12 protein-coding genes are annotated in these 16,394 nt (G+C 68.9%); 4 read left to right on the top strand and 8 right to left on the bottom strand.

What is annotated here, in order from left to right; all coding sequences use genetic code 11:
- The first annotated feature begins 372 nt into the window (after nt 1-372).
- Entirely contained in the window at nt 373-1,329 is a 957-nt protein-coding gene (locus tag AB0L65_RS57855) for a LysR family transcriptional regulator (RefSeq protein WP_364265326.1), read from the top strand.
- Nucleotides 1,330-1,522: 193 nt separating this feature from the next.
- Here AB0L65_RS57855 and AB0L65_RS57850 read toward each other — a convergent pair whose 3' ends face one another.
- From AB0L65_RS57850 to AB0L65_RS57820, 7 genes are all read right to left on the bottom strand, one after another.
- Complete coding sequence (locus tag AB0L65_RS57850; protein ID WP_364265324.1) at nt 1,523-2,353, bottom strand: NAD(P)-dependent oxidoreductase; 831 nt, start codon at nt 2,351-2,353, stop codon at nt 1,523-1,525.
- 8 nt (nt 2,354-2,361) lie between these two features.
- The gene (locus AB0L65_RS57845; protein WP_364265322.1) at nt 2,362-4,560 is read right to left on the bottom strand and encodes an FAD-dependent oxidoreductase; all 2,199 of its coding nucleotides are present in this window, start codon (nt 4,558-4,560) and stop codon (nt 2,362-2,364) included.
- The gene (locus AB0L65_RS57840; protein WP_364265320.1) at nt 4,557-6,809 is read right to left on the bottom strand and encodes a hypothetical protein; all 2,253 of its coding nucleotides are present in this window, start codon (nt 6,807-6,809) and stop codon (nt 4,557-4,559) included. Before AB0L65_RS57840 ends, AB0L65_RS57845 begins: the two co-directional genes overlap by 4 nt.
- A 19-nt stretch (nt 6,810-6,828) precedes the next feature.
- The gene (locus AB0L65_RS57835) at nt 6,829-7,680 is read right to left on the bottom strand and encodes a carbohydrate ABC transporter permease (protein ID WP_355200511.1); all 852 of its coding nucleotides are present in this window, start codon (nt 7,678-7,680) and stop codon (nt 6,829-6,831) included.
- Nucleotides 7,677-8,603: a sugar ABC transporter permease gene (locus AB0L65_RS57830; protein ID WP_364265318.1), complete on the bottom strand. Its 927-nt coding sequence runs from the start codon at nt 8,601-8,603 to the stop codon at nt 7,677-7,679. The genes AB0L65_RS57835 and AB0L65_RS57830 overlap by 4 nt, the downstream gene beginning before the upstream one ends.
- Nucleotides 8,600-9,967: an extracellular solute-binding protein gene (locus AB0L65_RS57825; RefSeq protein ID WP_364265316.1), complete on the bottom strand. Its 1,368-nt coding sequence runs from the start codon at nt 9,965-9,967 to the stop codon at nt 8,600-8,602. Before AB0L65_RS57825 ends, AB0L65_RS57830 begins: the two co-directional genes overlap by 4 nt.
- A gap of 111 nt (nt 9,968-10,078) precedes the next feature.
- Nucleotides 10,079-11,050, bottom strand: a complete 972-nt coding sequence (locus AB0L65_RS57820) for a LacI family DNA-binding transcriptional regulator (protein ID WP_364265314.1) — start codon at nt 11,048-11,050, stop codon at nt 10,079-10,081.
- A 168-nt stretch (nt 11,051-11,218) separates the two neighbouring features.
- On the opposite strand from AB0L65_RS57820, the gene AB0L65_RS57815 reads away from it, so the two are divergent.
- A complete protein-coding gene (locus AB0L65_RS57815; protein WP_364265312.1) occupies nt 11,219-12,355 on the top strand; it encodes a mandelate racemase/muconate lactonizing enzyme family protein in 1,137 nt (378 codons plus the stop codon).
- 313 nt (nt 12,356-12,668) lie between these two features.
- Nucleotides 12,669-13,040, top strand: a complete 372-nt coding sequence (locus tag AB0L65_RS57810; RefSeq protein ID WP_364265395.1) for a DUF4189 domain-containing protein — start codon at nt 12,669-12,671, stop codon at nt 13,038-13,040.
- Between the two features lie 529 nt (nt 13,041-13,569).
- Here the strand turns inward: AB0L65_RS57810 and AB0L65_RS57805 are convergent.
- Nucleotides 13,570-14,595: a M36 family metallopeptidase gene (locus AB0L65_RS57805; protein WP_364265310.1), complete on the bottom strand. Its 1,026-nt coding sequence runs from the start codon at nt 14,593-14,595 to the stop codon at nt 13,570-13,572.
- A 264-nt stretch (nt 14,596-14,859) separates the two neighbouring features.
- Here AB0L65_RS57805 and AB0L65_RS57800 point away from each other — a divergent pair, with 264 nt between their 5' ends.
- Complete coding sequence (locus tag AB0L65_RS57800; protein WP_364265308.1) at nt 14,860-16,119, top strand: cytochrome P450; 1,260 nt, start codon at nt 14,860-14,862, stop codon at nt 16,117-16,119.
- Nucleotides 16,120-16,394 lie beyond the last annotated feature (275 nt).

Below are 16,394 nucleotides of genomic sequence, written 5' to 3'. Positions count from 1 at the left end.
GCTGGTCAGCCGGGACAGGGAGGTACGGCGGTTCGCCTGGATTGCCTGCCTGCGAAAACCGGAGGCAGGCTTTCGTGTGTCCGTAGTGTGAATGCCGGGAAAAACCTCCGATCATAAGCCGATGCATAAATCTGAGTTATGGCGCGCCCCTTCGCGACGGAACACGGCCGAAGCCCTCTGGCCGTCGACGGTCGGAGAGCATCCGCGGCGGGGATGCGCGGCGGGTCGTGGCGCGACCGGCAGTTGGCCGGGGCCATGGAACATCCAGGGGGTATCCGAATGGATGTGAGGTCGCCCGAGTGCTACGCGCCGCGCGCCGCGTAGTCATTGACTATGTGTTCAGGAGGCGGCAACTGATATATCACATAGCTTATGGAGCTTGAGCTCAGGCATCTCCGCGTGGTCTGCGCGATAGCCGAGATGGGTAGCGTGAGCGGTGCCGCCGCCCGCCTCGGCCTGTCGCAACCGGCCATGACGAACCAGCTGAGGAAGATCGAGAAAGTCATCGGCGGAGAGCTGTTCGTCCGCAGCCGTACCGGCGCGGCCCCCACGGCGCTGGGTAACCAGGTCGTCGCCAGGGCCAGGATCGTGCTGGCGGAGATCGACGGGCTCTTCGGCGACCTGCGTGACGCGCATGCCCCAGCGACCGGACTCCAGCTCGGCAGCATCCACACGGCCTGCGTGTCGAGCATGGTGGATCGGGTGGGCGAGGCGATCCTCGGACGCGCCATCTCCCTGCGGATCGAGCCGTCGGCCGCGCTCCTGGCGGACGCGCTGGCCCAGGGCCGACTCGACGCCGCGCTCATCGGCATGGTGGAGGGCTTCGGCGTCACGCCGGGCCCGCCTGTAGTCAGCAGGATGCTGATCCCCCGGTACCCGTTCTTCGTCGCCCTCTCGGCCGGGCACCCGTTGGCGGGGAAGGGCGAGATCCAGCTCGCAGACCTGCGCGAGGAGTCGTGGATCAGCCCACCGGGGGCCGACGACGGTTCGCTCGCGGCGCTGCGGGCATCCTGCCGCGCCGCCGGGTTCGAGCCTGACATCCGGTACGACGCCCCGAGCGGCGGCGGCCACCACCTGGTCGCCGCCGGTCACGCCGTCCGATTGGTAGATCCCACCTGGCCCGCCCGCGAGGGCACGGTTGTGCTTCCTCTGTCAGGAGAGCCCCAGGTCGGCCGGCTCGTCATGGCCTGGCGGCGGGACCACCTCAGCCCGCAGGCCGCCGCGGCGATCTACCGCGGCCTGGCCATCGCGTTCAAGGATCATGTGGACGACAACCCTGTCTTCCGCCGATGGTGGGACACCCACCCGGAGACTCACCCTCTCTTGTGACAGGGTTCGCTGTTCCCGCACCGGCACGAGGAGGCCGCCTACCTGCGGATGGCGACCGGCGACATCCCCGACCCCGTCATGGTCGGACGGCTCCGATGTAGAGATACCGGAAGAGCACAACGGCGGCCCACGCCTTGCTGACGAAAGACCGGGCCGGCTGCGCACCCCGCGCCCACCTGCGCACAGGTCACCGTCATACGTGAAATTCCGCGCTGAAGCCCAGAACGCCGGTCGCCCTGGCCAGGTTCAGGGGGACCGCGCGGCCCGGCAGCGGACGGCGGATCTCGGTCGTGGGATGGAAACGGCGGAGCAGCTCCTCGGTGGGGTGGGAGACGAGGGTTTCCGGGGCCGCCACGGTGATGACGTGGCAGCCGCCGAGGGCGAGGCCGAGCAGGCACGCCCGGGCCGCGTCCCGGGTTTCGAGGTAGGCCCACAGTCCGGCCGCGTGCAGGCCGGGGTCCAGCTCGCACCTCCGTGCGAAGTCGAGGAGGCGCTCGTCGAAGCCGCCGACGTACGGCAGGCGCAGGGCGGTCACCGACATGCGGTGGCGTCGCGACATCATCTGGGCGGTCAGCTCGTCGACCTGCTTGGACAGCGCGTAGGGATCCTCGGGAAGGGGCGGTTGCTCCTCGTCCACCGGGGCGTATCGAGGGTGGAGGGTGCGCGCGGCGAAAGGAAGGCCCGAGATCGCCGTGCTGCCGGCCGTGCACACCTGCCTGATCCCGGCCCGGCCCGCCTGTTCCAGCACGGTGAAGGTGGCCTGGGTGTTGGTGGCGAAGACCTCCTCGGCCGGATGCCGTTCGGGGGTGGGGATCGCCGCGAGATGGATCACGGCGTCCGCCCCCTTGAGGGCCTTCCGTACGGCGTGCGAGTCCGTCGCGGATCCCGCGACGACCAGCTCGGCCTTCAGATCTCCCGGATCTTCCAGCACGAGGGCGTTGGCCGTGATCCCCTGCTGCCCGAGCAGGTCGAGGACGGCCCGGCCGATACGGCCGGCAGCGCCGGTGACCAGGACACGCTTCATGGGTCTACTCATACCGGCGAATACGCGCGAACCGCCACGACATGGGCGTACGGGGTCCCGTTGCCGGCGTCCACCACGATCCTCAGCGCGTCGGTGGTGACCGGCTCGAGGTCGTGGACGTTGCGGCGCCGCCGGTTGTCGCGCACCTCGGACACCGTCCGCCAGTCGCCGCCCTGCCGCACCTCCAACCGGTAGTCGCGGACCAGCGTGGGCATGACCTCGAACGGCGTGCGGTGGTGGTGCAGGTTGATCAGGTCCTCGTTCACGTCGTCGTCGGCCAGCACGTCGACGCGGCCGATCGTCACTGGCGAGGGCCAGGACAGTTCGAGGGTGGCGGGCAGCCGGTCCGACACCCACATGTGGGGCCCCGCGTGCGGGCGTTGGAAGCCGTCGAGCGCCTTGGACGGCGCGAAGGCATCGGTCGGGCCGGTCCGATGGCAGAACGTACGGCGCAGCAGGCCCGAGTCGGACCACTCCCGCAGCAGTTGGGGTGCCTCGTCCTGGGGGCGCAGCGGAACCCGGGTCAGGCAGAGCACGCCGGGGGTGGGCCGGTCGGCGACGTGGAGGGCGAGGTCGGGGTTCGCGTGGATCAGGAGGAACGCGTTCTGCGCCCGAGCAGGCCGGAACGACAGATCCACGCGGACCCACTGGTTCTTCCCCGGTTCGACCGGAACGGTGTGCGAGGCGATCAGGTCCCGCGGCACGTAGTTCTGGCCCAGCATCGGATCGTAGAGGTCCACGATCAGCTCGGTCCCGGCCGCCGCGTCGAGCATGAGCTCCACCGAGTCCAGGGCCGGGTCGACGGGCAGGATCAGGCCGGCGTCCGCCTCCAGCGGCCAGGTCTCGGCCGAGGTCTCCACCTCCAGCCGGGACAACGTGCTCGACGCCTCGGCGGTGGCCGCGCGAGCGAGATCCGCGGGGTCCTCGTACGGCAGGCCGACGATCGAGCCGTCCTCCCGCAGGAGGGTCGTCCGCAGAGCGCGCACGTCCAGTTGCCGGGGGGAGACGCCGTCGGCGACGCACAATGCGGCCGCCGTGCCGGCCGCCTGGCCGATGGTGGCGCAGGTGGCCATGACCCTGGTCGAACCGAACGCCACGTGCGACGCCGAGATGTTCCGCCCGGCCATGAGCAGGTTGGGAACGTTCTGCGAATAGATGGACCGGTACGGGATGTGGTAGATCCCGTCGGCGTAGCGCTGCCTCGCGCCGTCCTCCTTCGCGTACATGCCCTGCGGCGGGTGCAGGTCGATCGACCATCCGCCGAAGGCGATCCGGTCCTCGAAGGGCGTCTGGCCCAGCACGTCATGCTGGGTGAGCACATGGTCGCCGAGGAAGCGGCGGTACTCCCGCTTGCCGGGCAGCGCGCCCACCCACTCCAGGGTCATGGTCTCGGCGTCGAACTTCCCCGAGTTCTTGATGTGGTCCCAGATGCCGTAGATGACCGACCACAGCTCGTCCCGGATGCGGTCGTTGTCGTGCACGGTGTCCAGCTCGCCGCCGAACTCGATCCACCAGTAGGCGCAGCCGTTGTCGCCCGCCCTGATGATCCGCCGCTCGGGGATCGAGGTTTCGGTGATGTCCTTGGCGAAGCCCGGCGGGACGTAACGGACCGGCTCGCCCGCGTCCTTGGTGTAGAAGAGCAGCGTGCTGCCGAGCGTGATGTCGTCGGGCACCTCGGGCGCCCACGGCTCGCCGTGCTCCGCGCGCCCCTCACGGCCGATCCGGTGGCGGGCGCCGGCCAGGTGGCCGACCAGCCCGTCCCCGGTGCAGTCCAGGAAGATCGGCGACTCGAAGGTGATCAGCCGTTCCGAGCCCATCATCCAACCGGTCACGGAGTCGATCCGCCCCGCCGAGCACGACACCTCCCGTACGTCGGTGTTGAGGAAGAGCGCGATGTTCGGCTCCTGCCGCACCAGGTCGAGGACGGTCGTGTCCCAGAAGTACGGATTGCCGTGCGGGTTCCGGTACTGGTTCTCCAGGAAGAGCTCGCCCATGATGCCGCCCTCGCGGGCGTTGTGGTTCTTGCCGTGGCCGGTCGCCCCGACCACCCAGACCCGTACCTCGCTGCTGGAGTTGCCGCCGAGCACGGGCCGGTTGGTGACGAGGGCGACCGTACGGCCCAGCCGGGCCGCGGCGACGGCGGCGTTGACGCCGGCCAGGCCGCCGCCGACCACGGTCACGTCGCGGGAAAGGGTTTCCGATCTCATAGCTCCAGCCCGTAGTAGAGGCGCGGGGCGCCGTCCAGGGTGACCTTCACGCGGCGGCCGTCGGCGGTGATGGTGCGTTCCTGCCCGATGCAGTCGATCTCCCGGACCGTCCGCCCGGAGGTCTTCAGCGACAGGCAGGTCTTGGTGGGCCAGTGGTCCACCCAGGCCTCAGGGTGCGGATACCACTGGTCCTCGCCGTGGTCCCGGTTGAGGATGTAGCCGTCCTTGCGGCTCCACAGGACGGCCAGCTTGCCCCGCGGAGTGTCGAACAGCAGGCCCTTCAGGTCGGGATCGGCGAAGGTGTGCCAGCGTTTGAAGGTCGCGCCCTCCAGGTGACGCGTGGCCGTCGCGAACGCCAGCAGCGCGGGCTTGGCGCTGGTGTCGCGGTTCAGCAGCCCGAAGTGGTATTCGGGGTTCTTCGGATCGGCCTCCTGCGGATGGTGGATGGTGCTGTCGTGGGGCTGGTACCAGTTGACGCCGTCCACGCCTTCCGACAGGCAGAGCGCGAGCTGGAGCAGCGTGTTCTCGGCGGCCTGGCGGTGGGTGTCGTTCCACCAGTGGTTGGGCCGGGTGCAGGCGTAGGCCTCGGTCAGCCAGAGCTCCTTGCCGCCGCCGTACTCGTCGAGGGTCTGCCTGGCCTTGCGAAGCGCGCCGAGGAAGTTCCAGTAGGAGCCGTTCGAGCCCTGCTCCCACTCCTCCGGCGGCGGGGCGTAGTCGGCGGTGAAGTTGCCGCGGCCCGGGTGGAAGGCGAACGCATCGATCAGGTCCCAGCCGCCGGCCGCGTGGAAGTTGGTCGTCCACCGGTGGTCCATGCCGCCGAGGCCGCAGTTCATCAGCTTGATGCCGGAGTCCTTGAGCCGGTCGTGGATCGGCTTCAGACCGTCGCGCACGTATTCGGCGGCCTTCTGCCCCGACATCCAGGGCTGGTTCAGCTCGTTGGCCACCTCGAAGTAGGCCGCGCCGGACTCGCGGGCGATCCGCGCGCGGTCGTCGGCCCAGGCCGCTATCTGCTCCGCCGTACCGTTGAAGATCACTCCGCCGAGCTGGACGTTGTGCCGGATGCCGAGCGCGTCGAGCTCCGCGGGCGGGATGCCCGGCGCGCCGTCGTAGGCGATGCGCACCCAGTTGACGCCGATCTTCTGCATCAGCCGGCCGACCTGCTGCTTGTCCGGGACGAGCAGCCAGGTGTAGTTCGCGATGCCGAACTTGCCGTCCTCCTGGTAGGTGTACGGCCGCAGCGTGGCGAGGTTCGTCCGCGCGAACGCCTCCTCGCTTCCTGAGGTGGCCTTGACCTCGATGAACACGATGCCCTGCGCGCGGCCCTGCACGGTGAGCGGCTCCTGCCACGCCGCGCCGGGCTCGACGGTCCTGGTGAGCCTGCCGGTGCCGAGCACGGCGCCGTCGAAGTCGCGGGCCCACCACGTGAGGGTGACCGGCTTGGCGGCCGCGCCGCCGTTGACCACCTGCGCGTTGACCGCCATGGCCGCGTCCGGGTCGTAGAGGCCGAAGGGCTGGTCGCTCCAGACGTCCACGCCCAGTGGCGCCGCGGTCGCCACGGCGTTGGCCGCGCCCGGCCGCATGTCGCCGACGACCAGCTCCACTCGGGTCGCCCCGTCCGCACCCGCGGGCGAGTGGATCCAGGTGGCGTTGGTGAACGACGGGGTGGAGGCCGCCACCCGGAAGTAGGCGCTCGTGCCGTCCCACGTCTCCCGGTAGAGCGAGCCCGCGTTGATCTCGTACGGCACGCCGCCGCGGGCGTCCTTCGTCCAGACCGTGGCGGGCACGTACTGCTCGGGCGCCGTGTTGCCGATCAGGGCGCGGGAGAACATGTAGCCGGTGGGGGCCAGCGTGGAGCTGCCGCTGACCTCCCACTTCAGGCTCGCCCGGCGGGCGGCCACGGTGAACGTGCCGCGCACGGTCACCGCCGAGGCGCTCGCCGACATCTTGTAGGCGACCTGGAGGGCCGGCTGGCCGTCCACGGTGGTCAGGCTCGGAGTGCCGCCGAACGTACGCTGCTGCCCGAGCACGCTGTCCTTGATCATGAAGTGGCCGATCCTGAGACGATCGGTTCCCGAACCGTCGCGGACCACGATCGAGCCGTCGGCCTCGGCGACAAGAGCGATGCCGTCGGCCGAGATCGACAGGCCGTCCGCCCGGGCGGGGGCGGCGGTGAGCGCGGAGGCCGCGCCGATCAGTGGGCCGGTCAGCGCGGCGGCCTGGAGGAGGGTACGACGGGAGACTTCAGGCACGGGGGTCTGCCTTTCGTGATTAGCCTTTGACACCGGTGAAACCGAGTCCGGCGACGACGTACTTCTGGAAGACCAGGAACAGCAGGACCGGCGGGGCCAGCGCCATCGCCATGCTGGCGATCAGCACGTCCTGCGGCGCCTGGTCGGCCAGCGTGGCCAGGGCCACACTGACGGGCTGCTTGTCCGGGTCGGTGATGGCCACGAGTGGCCAGATGAAGTCCTTCCAGCTGTGCATGATCGCGATCAGGCTGATGACGGCCAGGATCGGACGGCTCATCGGCAGCACGATCCTGGTCAGGAGCTGCCAGGAGTTGGCGCCGTCCACCTTGGCGGCGGCGAAGAGCTCCGGCGGCAGCGCGTCGAAGAAGCGCTTGGCCAGCAGGACGTTGAAGGCGCTGGCCCCCGCGGGCAGCCAGATCGACCAGTAGGAGTCGACGAGGCCCAGGTCGATGATGGTCAGGAAGAGGCTGGTCATCGAGACCGTGTAGGGGACGAACATCGTGGCCAGGATCGCGCCGTAGATCAGCCTGCCGAGCCTGGGCTTCAGCACCGACAGGGAGTAGCCGGCGGTGATCGCCACGATGAGCTGGACGGCCCATGAGCCGCCGACGACCTGGAGCGTGTTGAGCAGGTAGTGGCCGATGCCCAGATCGTTCCAGGCGGTGCCGAAGTTCTCCGGCCGGGGGTCGCCCGGCCAGAGTTCGAGCGGCTTGGCGATCAGGTCGGTGGCCGGGGAGACCGCGCCCTTGACGGTCATGTAGAGCGGGCCGATACCGATCACCAGGAGAAGCGCGAGGGTGAGCCACTGGACCGCGCGCACGGCCGCCCTGACCGCCGGGCGGCGCTCCTCGACGGGGGAGATCAGGCTCATGAGGAGCTCCAGGCGCGGGTGGCCCGCAGGTAGATCGCCGACATCAGGCCCAGGAAGATCGCCAGGAGGAAGGCGAGCGCGGCGGCCTGGCCGTAGGCGCCGTCCCGGAAGGCGTACCTGAAGATCAGCAGGAGGATCGTGAGCGTGCTGTTCTCCGGGCCGCCGTCGGTGAAGACGTAGGGCTCGGTGAACACCTGGGTGGTGCTGACCAGCTGGAGGAGGAGCAGCAGGCCGATGGTGGGGCGGAGCTGGGGCAGGGTTATGTGCCACAGCCTGCGCCCGATCGACGCGCCGTCCATCTGCGCCGCCTCGTAGAGCTCCGAGGGGATGGTCACCATGGCGGCGAGGTAGATGAGGACCGTGCTGCCCATCCAGGCCCAGGTCGACTGGATGACCAGGCTGAGCATCGCGGTCCTGGGCGACTCCAGCCAGGGGAAGGGGCCCACGCCGATCAGGCCCAGCAACTCGTTGAACAGGCCGTGCCCGGGATCGTAGAACCACTTCCACAGCAGGATCGCCACCACCGGCGGGATCACCACCGGGAGGTAGACGAGGAAGCGGTAGACCCCGGCGCCCTTCCGCACCGTCGACATGACGGTGGCCAGGATCAGCGGCGCAGGGAACCCGATGAGCAGTCCCAGCCCGACGAACAGCAGGGTGTTCGCGATCGCCGTGTAGAGCAGCGGGTCCCGGCCGAGCGCGGTGAAGTTGTCCAGCCCCACCCACGTGGCCGGGTCGACCAGGTTCGTCTCCTGGAAGGAGATCAGCAGCCCGCGGATCATCGGCCAGTAGGAGAACACGCCGAAGGCGACGAAGGCCGGGACGAGGAAGAGGAGCGCCATGACGGAGTTGCCCCGCCTGCCGGCGCGTGGGGCGACCGTCACCGCCGGCTCGCGGCGAGCGAGGCGCGGGGCGAGCGTCACTGCCGGCTCGCGGCGAGCTTGGCGTTCACGTCGGTTTCGGCCTTGGTGAGGAGGACGTCGAGGTCGGCGTCCCGGTTGGTCAGTACGGCCTGCACCACGCTGTCGAGCACCGCGTAGACGGCCTGGGCCTGCACCGGGGGTTCGGCGCGGAGCTGGAGCTTGGGCGTGCCCTCGATCCATGGCCGGAAGTGCTCGAGCTTGACGTTCACGTACGGCTTGACGGCTTCGTCGATCTTGGCCTGCTGGGCTTCGTCGAACATCGGCAGCGTCGGCACGCCCACGGCGGCGTTCGGGTCGGCCGCCAGCGCCTTGGCCCGTTCGGCGGCGGCGCCGGTGTCGTACTGCGGCTGGGCGTAGGCGAACAGCAGCCACTTGACGGCCGCGGCCGTCTTCTCGGCGGAGGCCGACTTGGGCACCATGTAGACGTCACCGCCGGTCAGCGTGGCGTTCCCGCCGGCCTGCGGGAGCGGCCCGATGCCGAACGCGTCGATGTTCGGCATGCCGTAGGTCATCTTGGCCAGCCGGTACGTGCCGGGCGTGCCCAGGTACATCCCGATCTCGCCGGCGGCGAACCGCTTGATCACGTCGTTCTGGTCGTTGAGCTGGTTGGCACCCATGGAGTCGTCGGTCCAGCGCATCTCCTTGAGCAGGGCCAGCGCCCGCTTGGTCGCGTCGGCGTTGAAGGCCGCCACCCACGTGTCGCCGGCGGGCTTCTCCATCTCGCCGCCGAAGGTGTAGGTCAGCTTCGTGAGCTGCCAGCCGCCCTGGTTGTTCTTGGACTCGTGCACGAACCCGGCCTTGCCGGTCTTCTCGGCGATCCGCTTGGCCTGGGCCCGAACCTCGTCCCAGGTCGTCGGCGGCTTGTCGGGATCGAGGCCCGCCTTCGCGAACAGCTCCCGGTTGTAGACGAGTCCCATCGCGAAGGGCGATTGGGGCACGCCGTACACCTCACCGGCGGAGTCGCTCAGCGGCCGCAGGACCTGCGGGTTGAACTCCTTGTAGTGCGGCCACTTGGCCAGCTCCGCGGCCAGCGGCTTGACCTGCTTGCGGGCGATGAGCCCCTGCGGCTCGGTGAGCGGCACCTTGATCACGTCCTCGACCTTGCCGCCGGCCAGTTTGGCGGAGAACGTCAGCGGGTCGTAAGCGGCCGAGGAGCCTTCGATGGCGATGCCGGGATTCTGCTTCTCGAAGTCGGCGACCATCTTCTCGAACGCGGCCAGGCTCGGCTTGTCGGTCGCCGGCGGCATGCCCTGGACCCTGAGGGTGATGGTGCCGGACTCCTGCCCGGCACCGGAGGACGATCCGCAGGCGGCGACGGCCGTGGCCAGGACGGCCACGCCGAGGGAGGCGGTGATCTTCTTCATCTGAGCTCCCGCGTTCAGGTCATAGCATTAAGAAAGGTGTTGAAGACGGCAGGGCGGGACGGTGGTACGGCATGCCGTACCACAGGGTTGTCGATGATCGGCGAACGGCGGTCAGCCGTGGACGGGACCGGTCGAGGATCTGGGTATGAGCCGGGAGCCGATCTCCACGACGCGCCCGCCGCCCCGCCCGCCGATGGTGTCGAGCAGGAGGTCGGTGGCCCGGGTGGCGAGCTCCTCGGCCGAGATGCGGATGGTGGTCAGCGACGGGGTGGCGGTTTCGGCGAGCAGCGTGTCGTCTATGCCGATCACGCTGACGTCGCGCGGCACGTCGACGCCCAGCTTGGCGAGCTGGTGCAGCACTCCGAGCGCGACCAGGTCGTTGTGGGCGAGCACCGCGGTGGCGTCGGCGGAGGTGACCAAGGTGGCGGCGTGCAGGCCGGTCTCGAAGCGCGGCTCGTAGGGGCCGAGCTCGACGAGGGACAGGTCGTGCGCCTCGAACGCCTCCCTTATCGACTTGCCGCGGCTGTGCTCGGGTCGCGAGCCGTTGATGAAGACGCACCTGGTGTGGCCGTAGGCCTTCAGGTGCTCGGCCGCCTGGGAGATGCCGGCGGTCAGGGAGACCCGGATCTCCGGGATGCCGGGCACGTGCCGGTTGACCAGGACCACTGGCATGGTCTCCGCCAGCTCGCCCAGCCTGTCCTCCGAGAGGGTGGAGGCCCACAGGATCATGCCGTCGACCCGCTTGGAGACCGCGGCAATGGTCTCCAGTTCGTCGGACTCCCGCTCGTCGGTGTCGGCGGCCAGCACGGTGTAGCCGAGCCTGCGGGCCCGGGCCTGCATCGCCTTGAAGATCGGCGGGAAGAACGGGTTGGCGATGTCGGGGATGATCAGCCCGAGAGACTCGGTCTTCCCGCCACGCAGTGAGCGGGCCGCCGGGTTGGGCGCGTACCCCAGTTTCGAGGCCGCCTCCCGGATGCGCTGCAAGGTCTGGGGCTGCACCTGATCGGGGGCGGTGAACGCGCGAGAGACCGTCGAGACCGACACTCCGGCCGCCTGCGCCACCTGCCTGATCGTCACTGCCACGCTGTCCTCCTCGTACCGGTACGGAGGATGGTTGCAAACGTTCCCGGAAGCGTCAAGAGCGTTTCCTCGCGGTCACCAACCTGTTAAATCCGCTCTGGCCATCGCCGCACGAAGGATGCATGATTGGGTTCCTGAGAATCCCGGTAACGTTCTCATAGGAGCTCATCTGTGAAGATCACTGGTTGGGAAGTGCTCACGCTGCCCGAGCACGGCGACAGCATGATGCTGGTCGTCGTCGACACCGACGAGGGCGTGCACGGCATCGGCGAGGTGGGCATCCGCTCGCGGCAGAAGGCGGTCTCGGGGGCGATCGAGCACCTGGGCGAGCTGCTGCTGGGTGAGGATCCCACCAGGATCGAGCACCTGTGGCAGGTGATGTTCCGCCGGGGCTTTTTCCCGGCCGATCGCATCCTGTCGTCCGCCATAGCCGCCATCGACGTGGCGCTGTGGGACATCCGGGGCAAGACGCTCGGAGTGCCGGTCTACGACCTGTTCGGGGGGCGGACGCGTGACCACGTTCCCGCCTACGCCCACCTGGGCGACGACTACCACGACCTCGAGGCGTTCCTGGACCGGGCGCGGGCGCTCGTCGCGGAAGGCTGGCGGCACCTTCGCTTCGCCGTGCCCCATGACCAGGACGGCACGCTGGACCAGCGGGCCTCGATGCGGTGGGGCATCGACCTGTTCCATGCCGTACGGCAGGCCGTGGGCGACGACGTGGAGCTGATCCTCGACGTGCACACGCGGCTCGACCTGCCCGAAGCCGTGACGTTGTGCCGCGAGATCGAGGCGGCCAAGCCGTACTTCGTGGAGGACCCGCTGCGGTGCGAGAGCCTGGAGGTGTACCGGTCGTTGAGATCCCGTACGGCGGTGCCGCTGGCGGCGGGCGAGCAGTTCGGGTCGAAATGGGAGTTCCAGCGGCTCATCGAGCAGGACCTCATCGACTACGCCAGGGTGGACATCGCCGTGGCGGCCGGGCTCACCGAGGCCAGGAAGATCGCCGCCATGTGCGAGGCGCACTACGTCAAGCTGGCCACCCACAACCCGCTCGGCCCGGTGACGGCGGCCTCGTCGTTGCACCTGAACCTGGCTTCACCGTACATCGGAGTGCAGGAGCACCAAGCCCTGCCCGAGCTGCCGGACGTGTTCACCGCCCGGCCGGTGGTCCGCGGAGGTCGCTTCGAGATCCCCGACCTGCCCGGCCTCGGCGTCGACATCGACCGGGCCGAGGCCCGGAAATATCAGGCCATCGCCGCTGAACGCCCCCACCTGCGCACCCGTGACGGCGCCTTCACCAACTGGTGAGGGTTCCTGCTCGCGAACACTCCCGACCTGGCCGGCGGCGCGTGCCTGCGCGGCACCTGATTCTCGTGACGGAGCACCAGCGGCTCACCTTTGAAGAACGTGCAGCTCAAGCCCTATGCAACGGGTATGGCGCGACGCCGTTCCGCTGGCGGCCTTCACTTTGCTCCCTTGAGCATCTATCGGTTTAAGTCATTTGCAAGTGGCACAATACAGACTCTCCTCACCAATCACGCTGCCGTCGGCTTGGGCGGCAGGAAGGGAAGACATCGTGCAGCTAGGCAAGAAGCTCACTGCCGTGGCCGCTTGCGTTCTTATGGCGAGCGGGGCGCTGGCTACGGCGGCTCCCGTGGCAGCTGTTGCGGCTACGTCGGCTACTGCAGGGGAAAGTCAAGCACGTTACTATTACGGTGCCATCGCTGTGGCGCGGAACGGCCGTACCGGCAGGTCCTGGGACTACGGAACAGTGGCTGCCGCCAAACGGCGGGCACTGAGAGAATGCGGCCGCTCCAGCTGCAAAGTCCTCGTCACCTTCGTCAACGGGTGCGGCGCTGTCGCCTACAATTCCAGGAGAAACGTCTTCTGGGGCGGTAGGGGGAGCACGCCCGCCAGGGCGAAGAGGAACGCCGTAGCCAATGCGGGCGGCGGTCGTTGGATCGCCTATCAATGCACCAGGCGCTGGCGCTAACGCTGGCATTTTCAGGTAGTTGAGCTGGATGTATGCGGTGGTCGGGCGGGCTCGGTGATGAAACCAGCGGGCGCGTGCCTGGTGGCGGCGTTGAAGAGTGCGCCTGCCGATAATTGTGTTCGACCAGATGACGGGGCATGCGAGCCACCGTGGTGACCGGAACACCTCCGCCCACCGGCGACATTGGCCGCGAGCCACAGCCGGTCGGCGTGATTGTGCCTGCCGAAAACTCCGTCCGTGCAGTTCAAGCGGCACGGGAGTATTCGTGAAGGACTCCACCCGGCCGGTTCTCGGGATGGCGTCAGCCGGCGACCCCGGCCGGCAGCTTGGCGCTCCTCAGCCCCATGCCTTTCGGACGAGGGCTTCGCACCGGAAGTGATTCGAGTTTCTGAGCCTCACAGGTCAAAACAGCGCTCCTCGTGAAGGCGGGGCCGTCTTGGGCTATGGGCTGGAGGTTGCGTGAGGGTGGAGTAGGCGGAGGTGCCAGCGCCTACTCCACCCCGATCTCGACAGCCGCGCTCCGGCAGAGCTAGAGAAGACCTCTGGAGGTGAACGCGGCACGTACGGCTGCCGCGGCGGTGTCGCCGCCGTGCCGCCGTGCCGCGTTCACCGTGGCCTCGGCCGCCGCCTTGAAGGTGGTGTCCTTGGCGAAGTCGAACTGCGCGTCGATGATGACCGTGCTGCCCAGCGTGTCACCAAGCCTGGTGCGGATGTCGTACAGGGCTGACGACCAGATCTCGCCGTCCGCGTGCACCTCGCCGACCATGTCCTCGGGGTAGCGCTTGGCGCCGTCCAGTCGGCGCAGGCAGTGCGGGGCACTTGACGTGTAGGAGACCGAGTCCCAGTCGGCCACGCATGCCTCGGGAGTCCGCGTGGGTACGCCGGTCTTCCAGCTGCTGACGGCCACGGCGAGGTAGTCGCCGAAGGCCTCACCGATCGCGCCCGATTCCAGGGTCGTGCCGAAGCCGGTCACCTGGCCGTCCTGCACGGAGTGGCCGTACTCATGGACGATCACCTCGCCGTCCTCGGCGTCGTCCACGCCTCCCTTGCCGAGGGTGATGTTGGCCTTGTCCTCCCGGAAGAAGGAGTTGTCGCCGCCGTACTGGTTGATCCGCAGCTCGATCTGGCGCTGGTTCACCGCGCGCAGCCGGGAGCCGAAGCCCAGTGACTGGATGTAGTGCTGGGCGGTGGTGACCCAGTAGTAGCCCATGACCTGCTCGAACTGGTCGGTGTCGCGGTGCCAGGCAGGGAAGGCGCCGTCCACGGTCTTGGCGGCCTTGCCGGTCTCGCTCTTGACCCTGACGTAGCGCCCGGTGAGGGTGCCGGAGCTGTCCAGGTCAGTGAGGGTGACGGTGCGGTACGCCGGGTCGAAGGCCGCGCCGTCGCGGTCGTGGTCGTCGACGAGGGACTCGTCGCCCGTGCTCTGGACCGCGTTGGGGTAGAAGACGGTGGCGGTCGGTTCGGTCGTGGCCTGGGCGGTGCCCGGCGCGAGGAACGCCGTGATGGTGCCGACCGCCAAGCAGGCCGCAGTCATACGACGTTGGGGGGTGCTCACCGTAGATCCTCCAATAGGTGGGAATCCGGTGAACTTACGGGATTAATGATCCTTTTGTCACCCCCGTGTCTGTACGGCGGTGTCTGTCCCCATTGACGTTCAGAGAACCGGGTCAGCGGTCGGTCCCTGGTCCTGACCGAATCGACTCCCCGCATGGGGACGCGGCGCCGCGGGAATGGCACCTCCTGGCCTGTAGGGCGCCGAAGGGACCCGGCCGGATCTACTGCCCCCGTCGCGCCACCCGATGAGACAGGAGGCTTCACCGTGAACCCCACCACGTCCGTGAGCGAAGCCGGCCGAACGTTTGCCACGCCCGCCGCGTACACCGACGAGACCCGCCTTCACGAGGCACTCGCGCTGCTGCGCCGTGAATCTCCCGTCCACCGCGTGGAGGTCCCCGGGTACACCCCGTTCTGGGCGGTCACCCGCCACGCCGACGTGCTGGAGATCGAGCGGGACCACACCCTGTGGCTCAGCGCCCCGCGCCCCGTGCTGAGGACCGCGGACCTCGACGCCGCACTCGAAACGCGCCGGGCGCGGGGGACCGCGCTCAGGAGCATCGTCCACATGGACGATCCGGAGCACCGCGTCCTGCGCGCCGTCGGGGCCGACTGGTTCCGCCCCAAGGCCATGCGCGCCCTGGAGGCGCGGGTCCGAGAGCTCGCCCGCCTGCACGTGGACCGGATGGCAGAGTACGGCGGCGCGTGCGACTTCGCCCGCCAGGTCGCCGTGCACTATCCGCTCTACGTCATCCTTACCCTGCTGGGCCTGCCCGAGTCGGACTTCCCACGCATGTTGCGGCTCACGCAGGAGCTGTTCGGCCAGCACGACGAGGAGACCGGGCGCGACGGCAGCCCGCGGGGCCACACCTCCGTGCTGGAGGACCTCTTCGCCTACTTCCACGAGCTGACGGCCGAGCGCAGGGCCAGGCCCACTGGCGACCTCGCCTCGGAGATCGCCAACGCCCGCATCGACGGCCGGCCGCTGGACGACAACACCGCCGCCTCCTACTACATCCTCATTGCCACGGCCGGGCACGACACCACCAGCTCCACGATCGCGGGCGGCCTGGAGGCGCTCATCCGGCACCCGGACGAGCTGCGGCGACTGCGGGACGACCCCGGTCTGCTGCCGACGGCCGTCGAGGAGATGATCCGGTGGGTGAGTCCTGTGAAGGAGTTCATGCGCACCGCCTCCGCTGACACTCAGGTCAACGGCACGCCCATCAGGAAGGGCGAATCCGTGCTGCTGTCGTACCCGTCGGCCAACAGGGACGAGGAGGTCTTCGCCGACCCGTTCCGCTTCGACGTCGGCCGCGACCCCAACAGGCACCTGGCCTTCGGCTCCGGCGTTCACTACTGCCTGGGCGCCGCGCTCGCCCGCATGGAGATCCGCGCGCTCTTCGCCGAACTCGTTCCCAGGCTGGCGAGCGTCGAGCTCGACGGCGAGCCCGTGTGGACCGCCACCACATTCGTCGGCGGCCTCAAACGCCTCCCCATCCGCTATGTCATGAAGGACGGCTGAGCGCGCCGACTCGGGCGAGACCGCCGACCGGAACAGCGGAGACAGGATCAGGGGTGGCTGTCGTCATCGGTGGACCCGCGGCGATGCCTTTGGCCGACTCCTGCTCTTGGCCGTTACGTCCGGGACGAAAGCTCAGTTAGGTCCTCGTCCTTGTGCGCGAGCCGGGACTCAACAGGTTTTGGGCAGGAGCGGTGCGACGTCGTCGAGTAGATCGCCCCCGCAGAACGGCAGCGAACCTGAAGTTCTGTCTGGTCGGCTCCTGCGCGGCCCGTACT

This window comes from Nonomuraea sp. NPDC052116 (genome assembly GCF_040680035.1).
Classification (GTDB): domain Bacteria; phylum Actinomycetota; class Actinomycetes; order Streptosporangiales; family Streptosporangiaceae; genus Nonomuraea; species Nonomuraea angiospora_A.
Note: the sequence above shows the minus strand (reverse complement) of the source record. Positions and strands in the feature narration are given on the sequence as shown.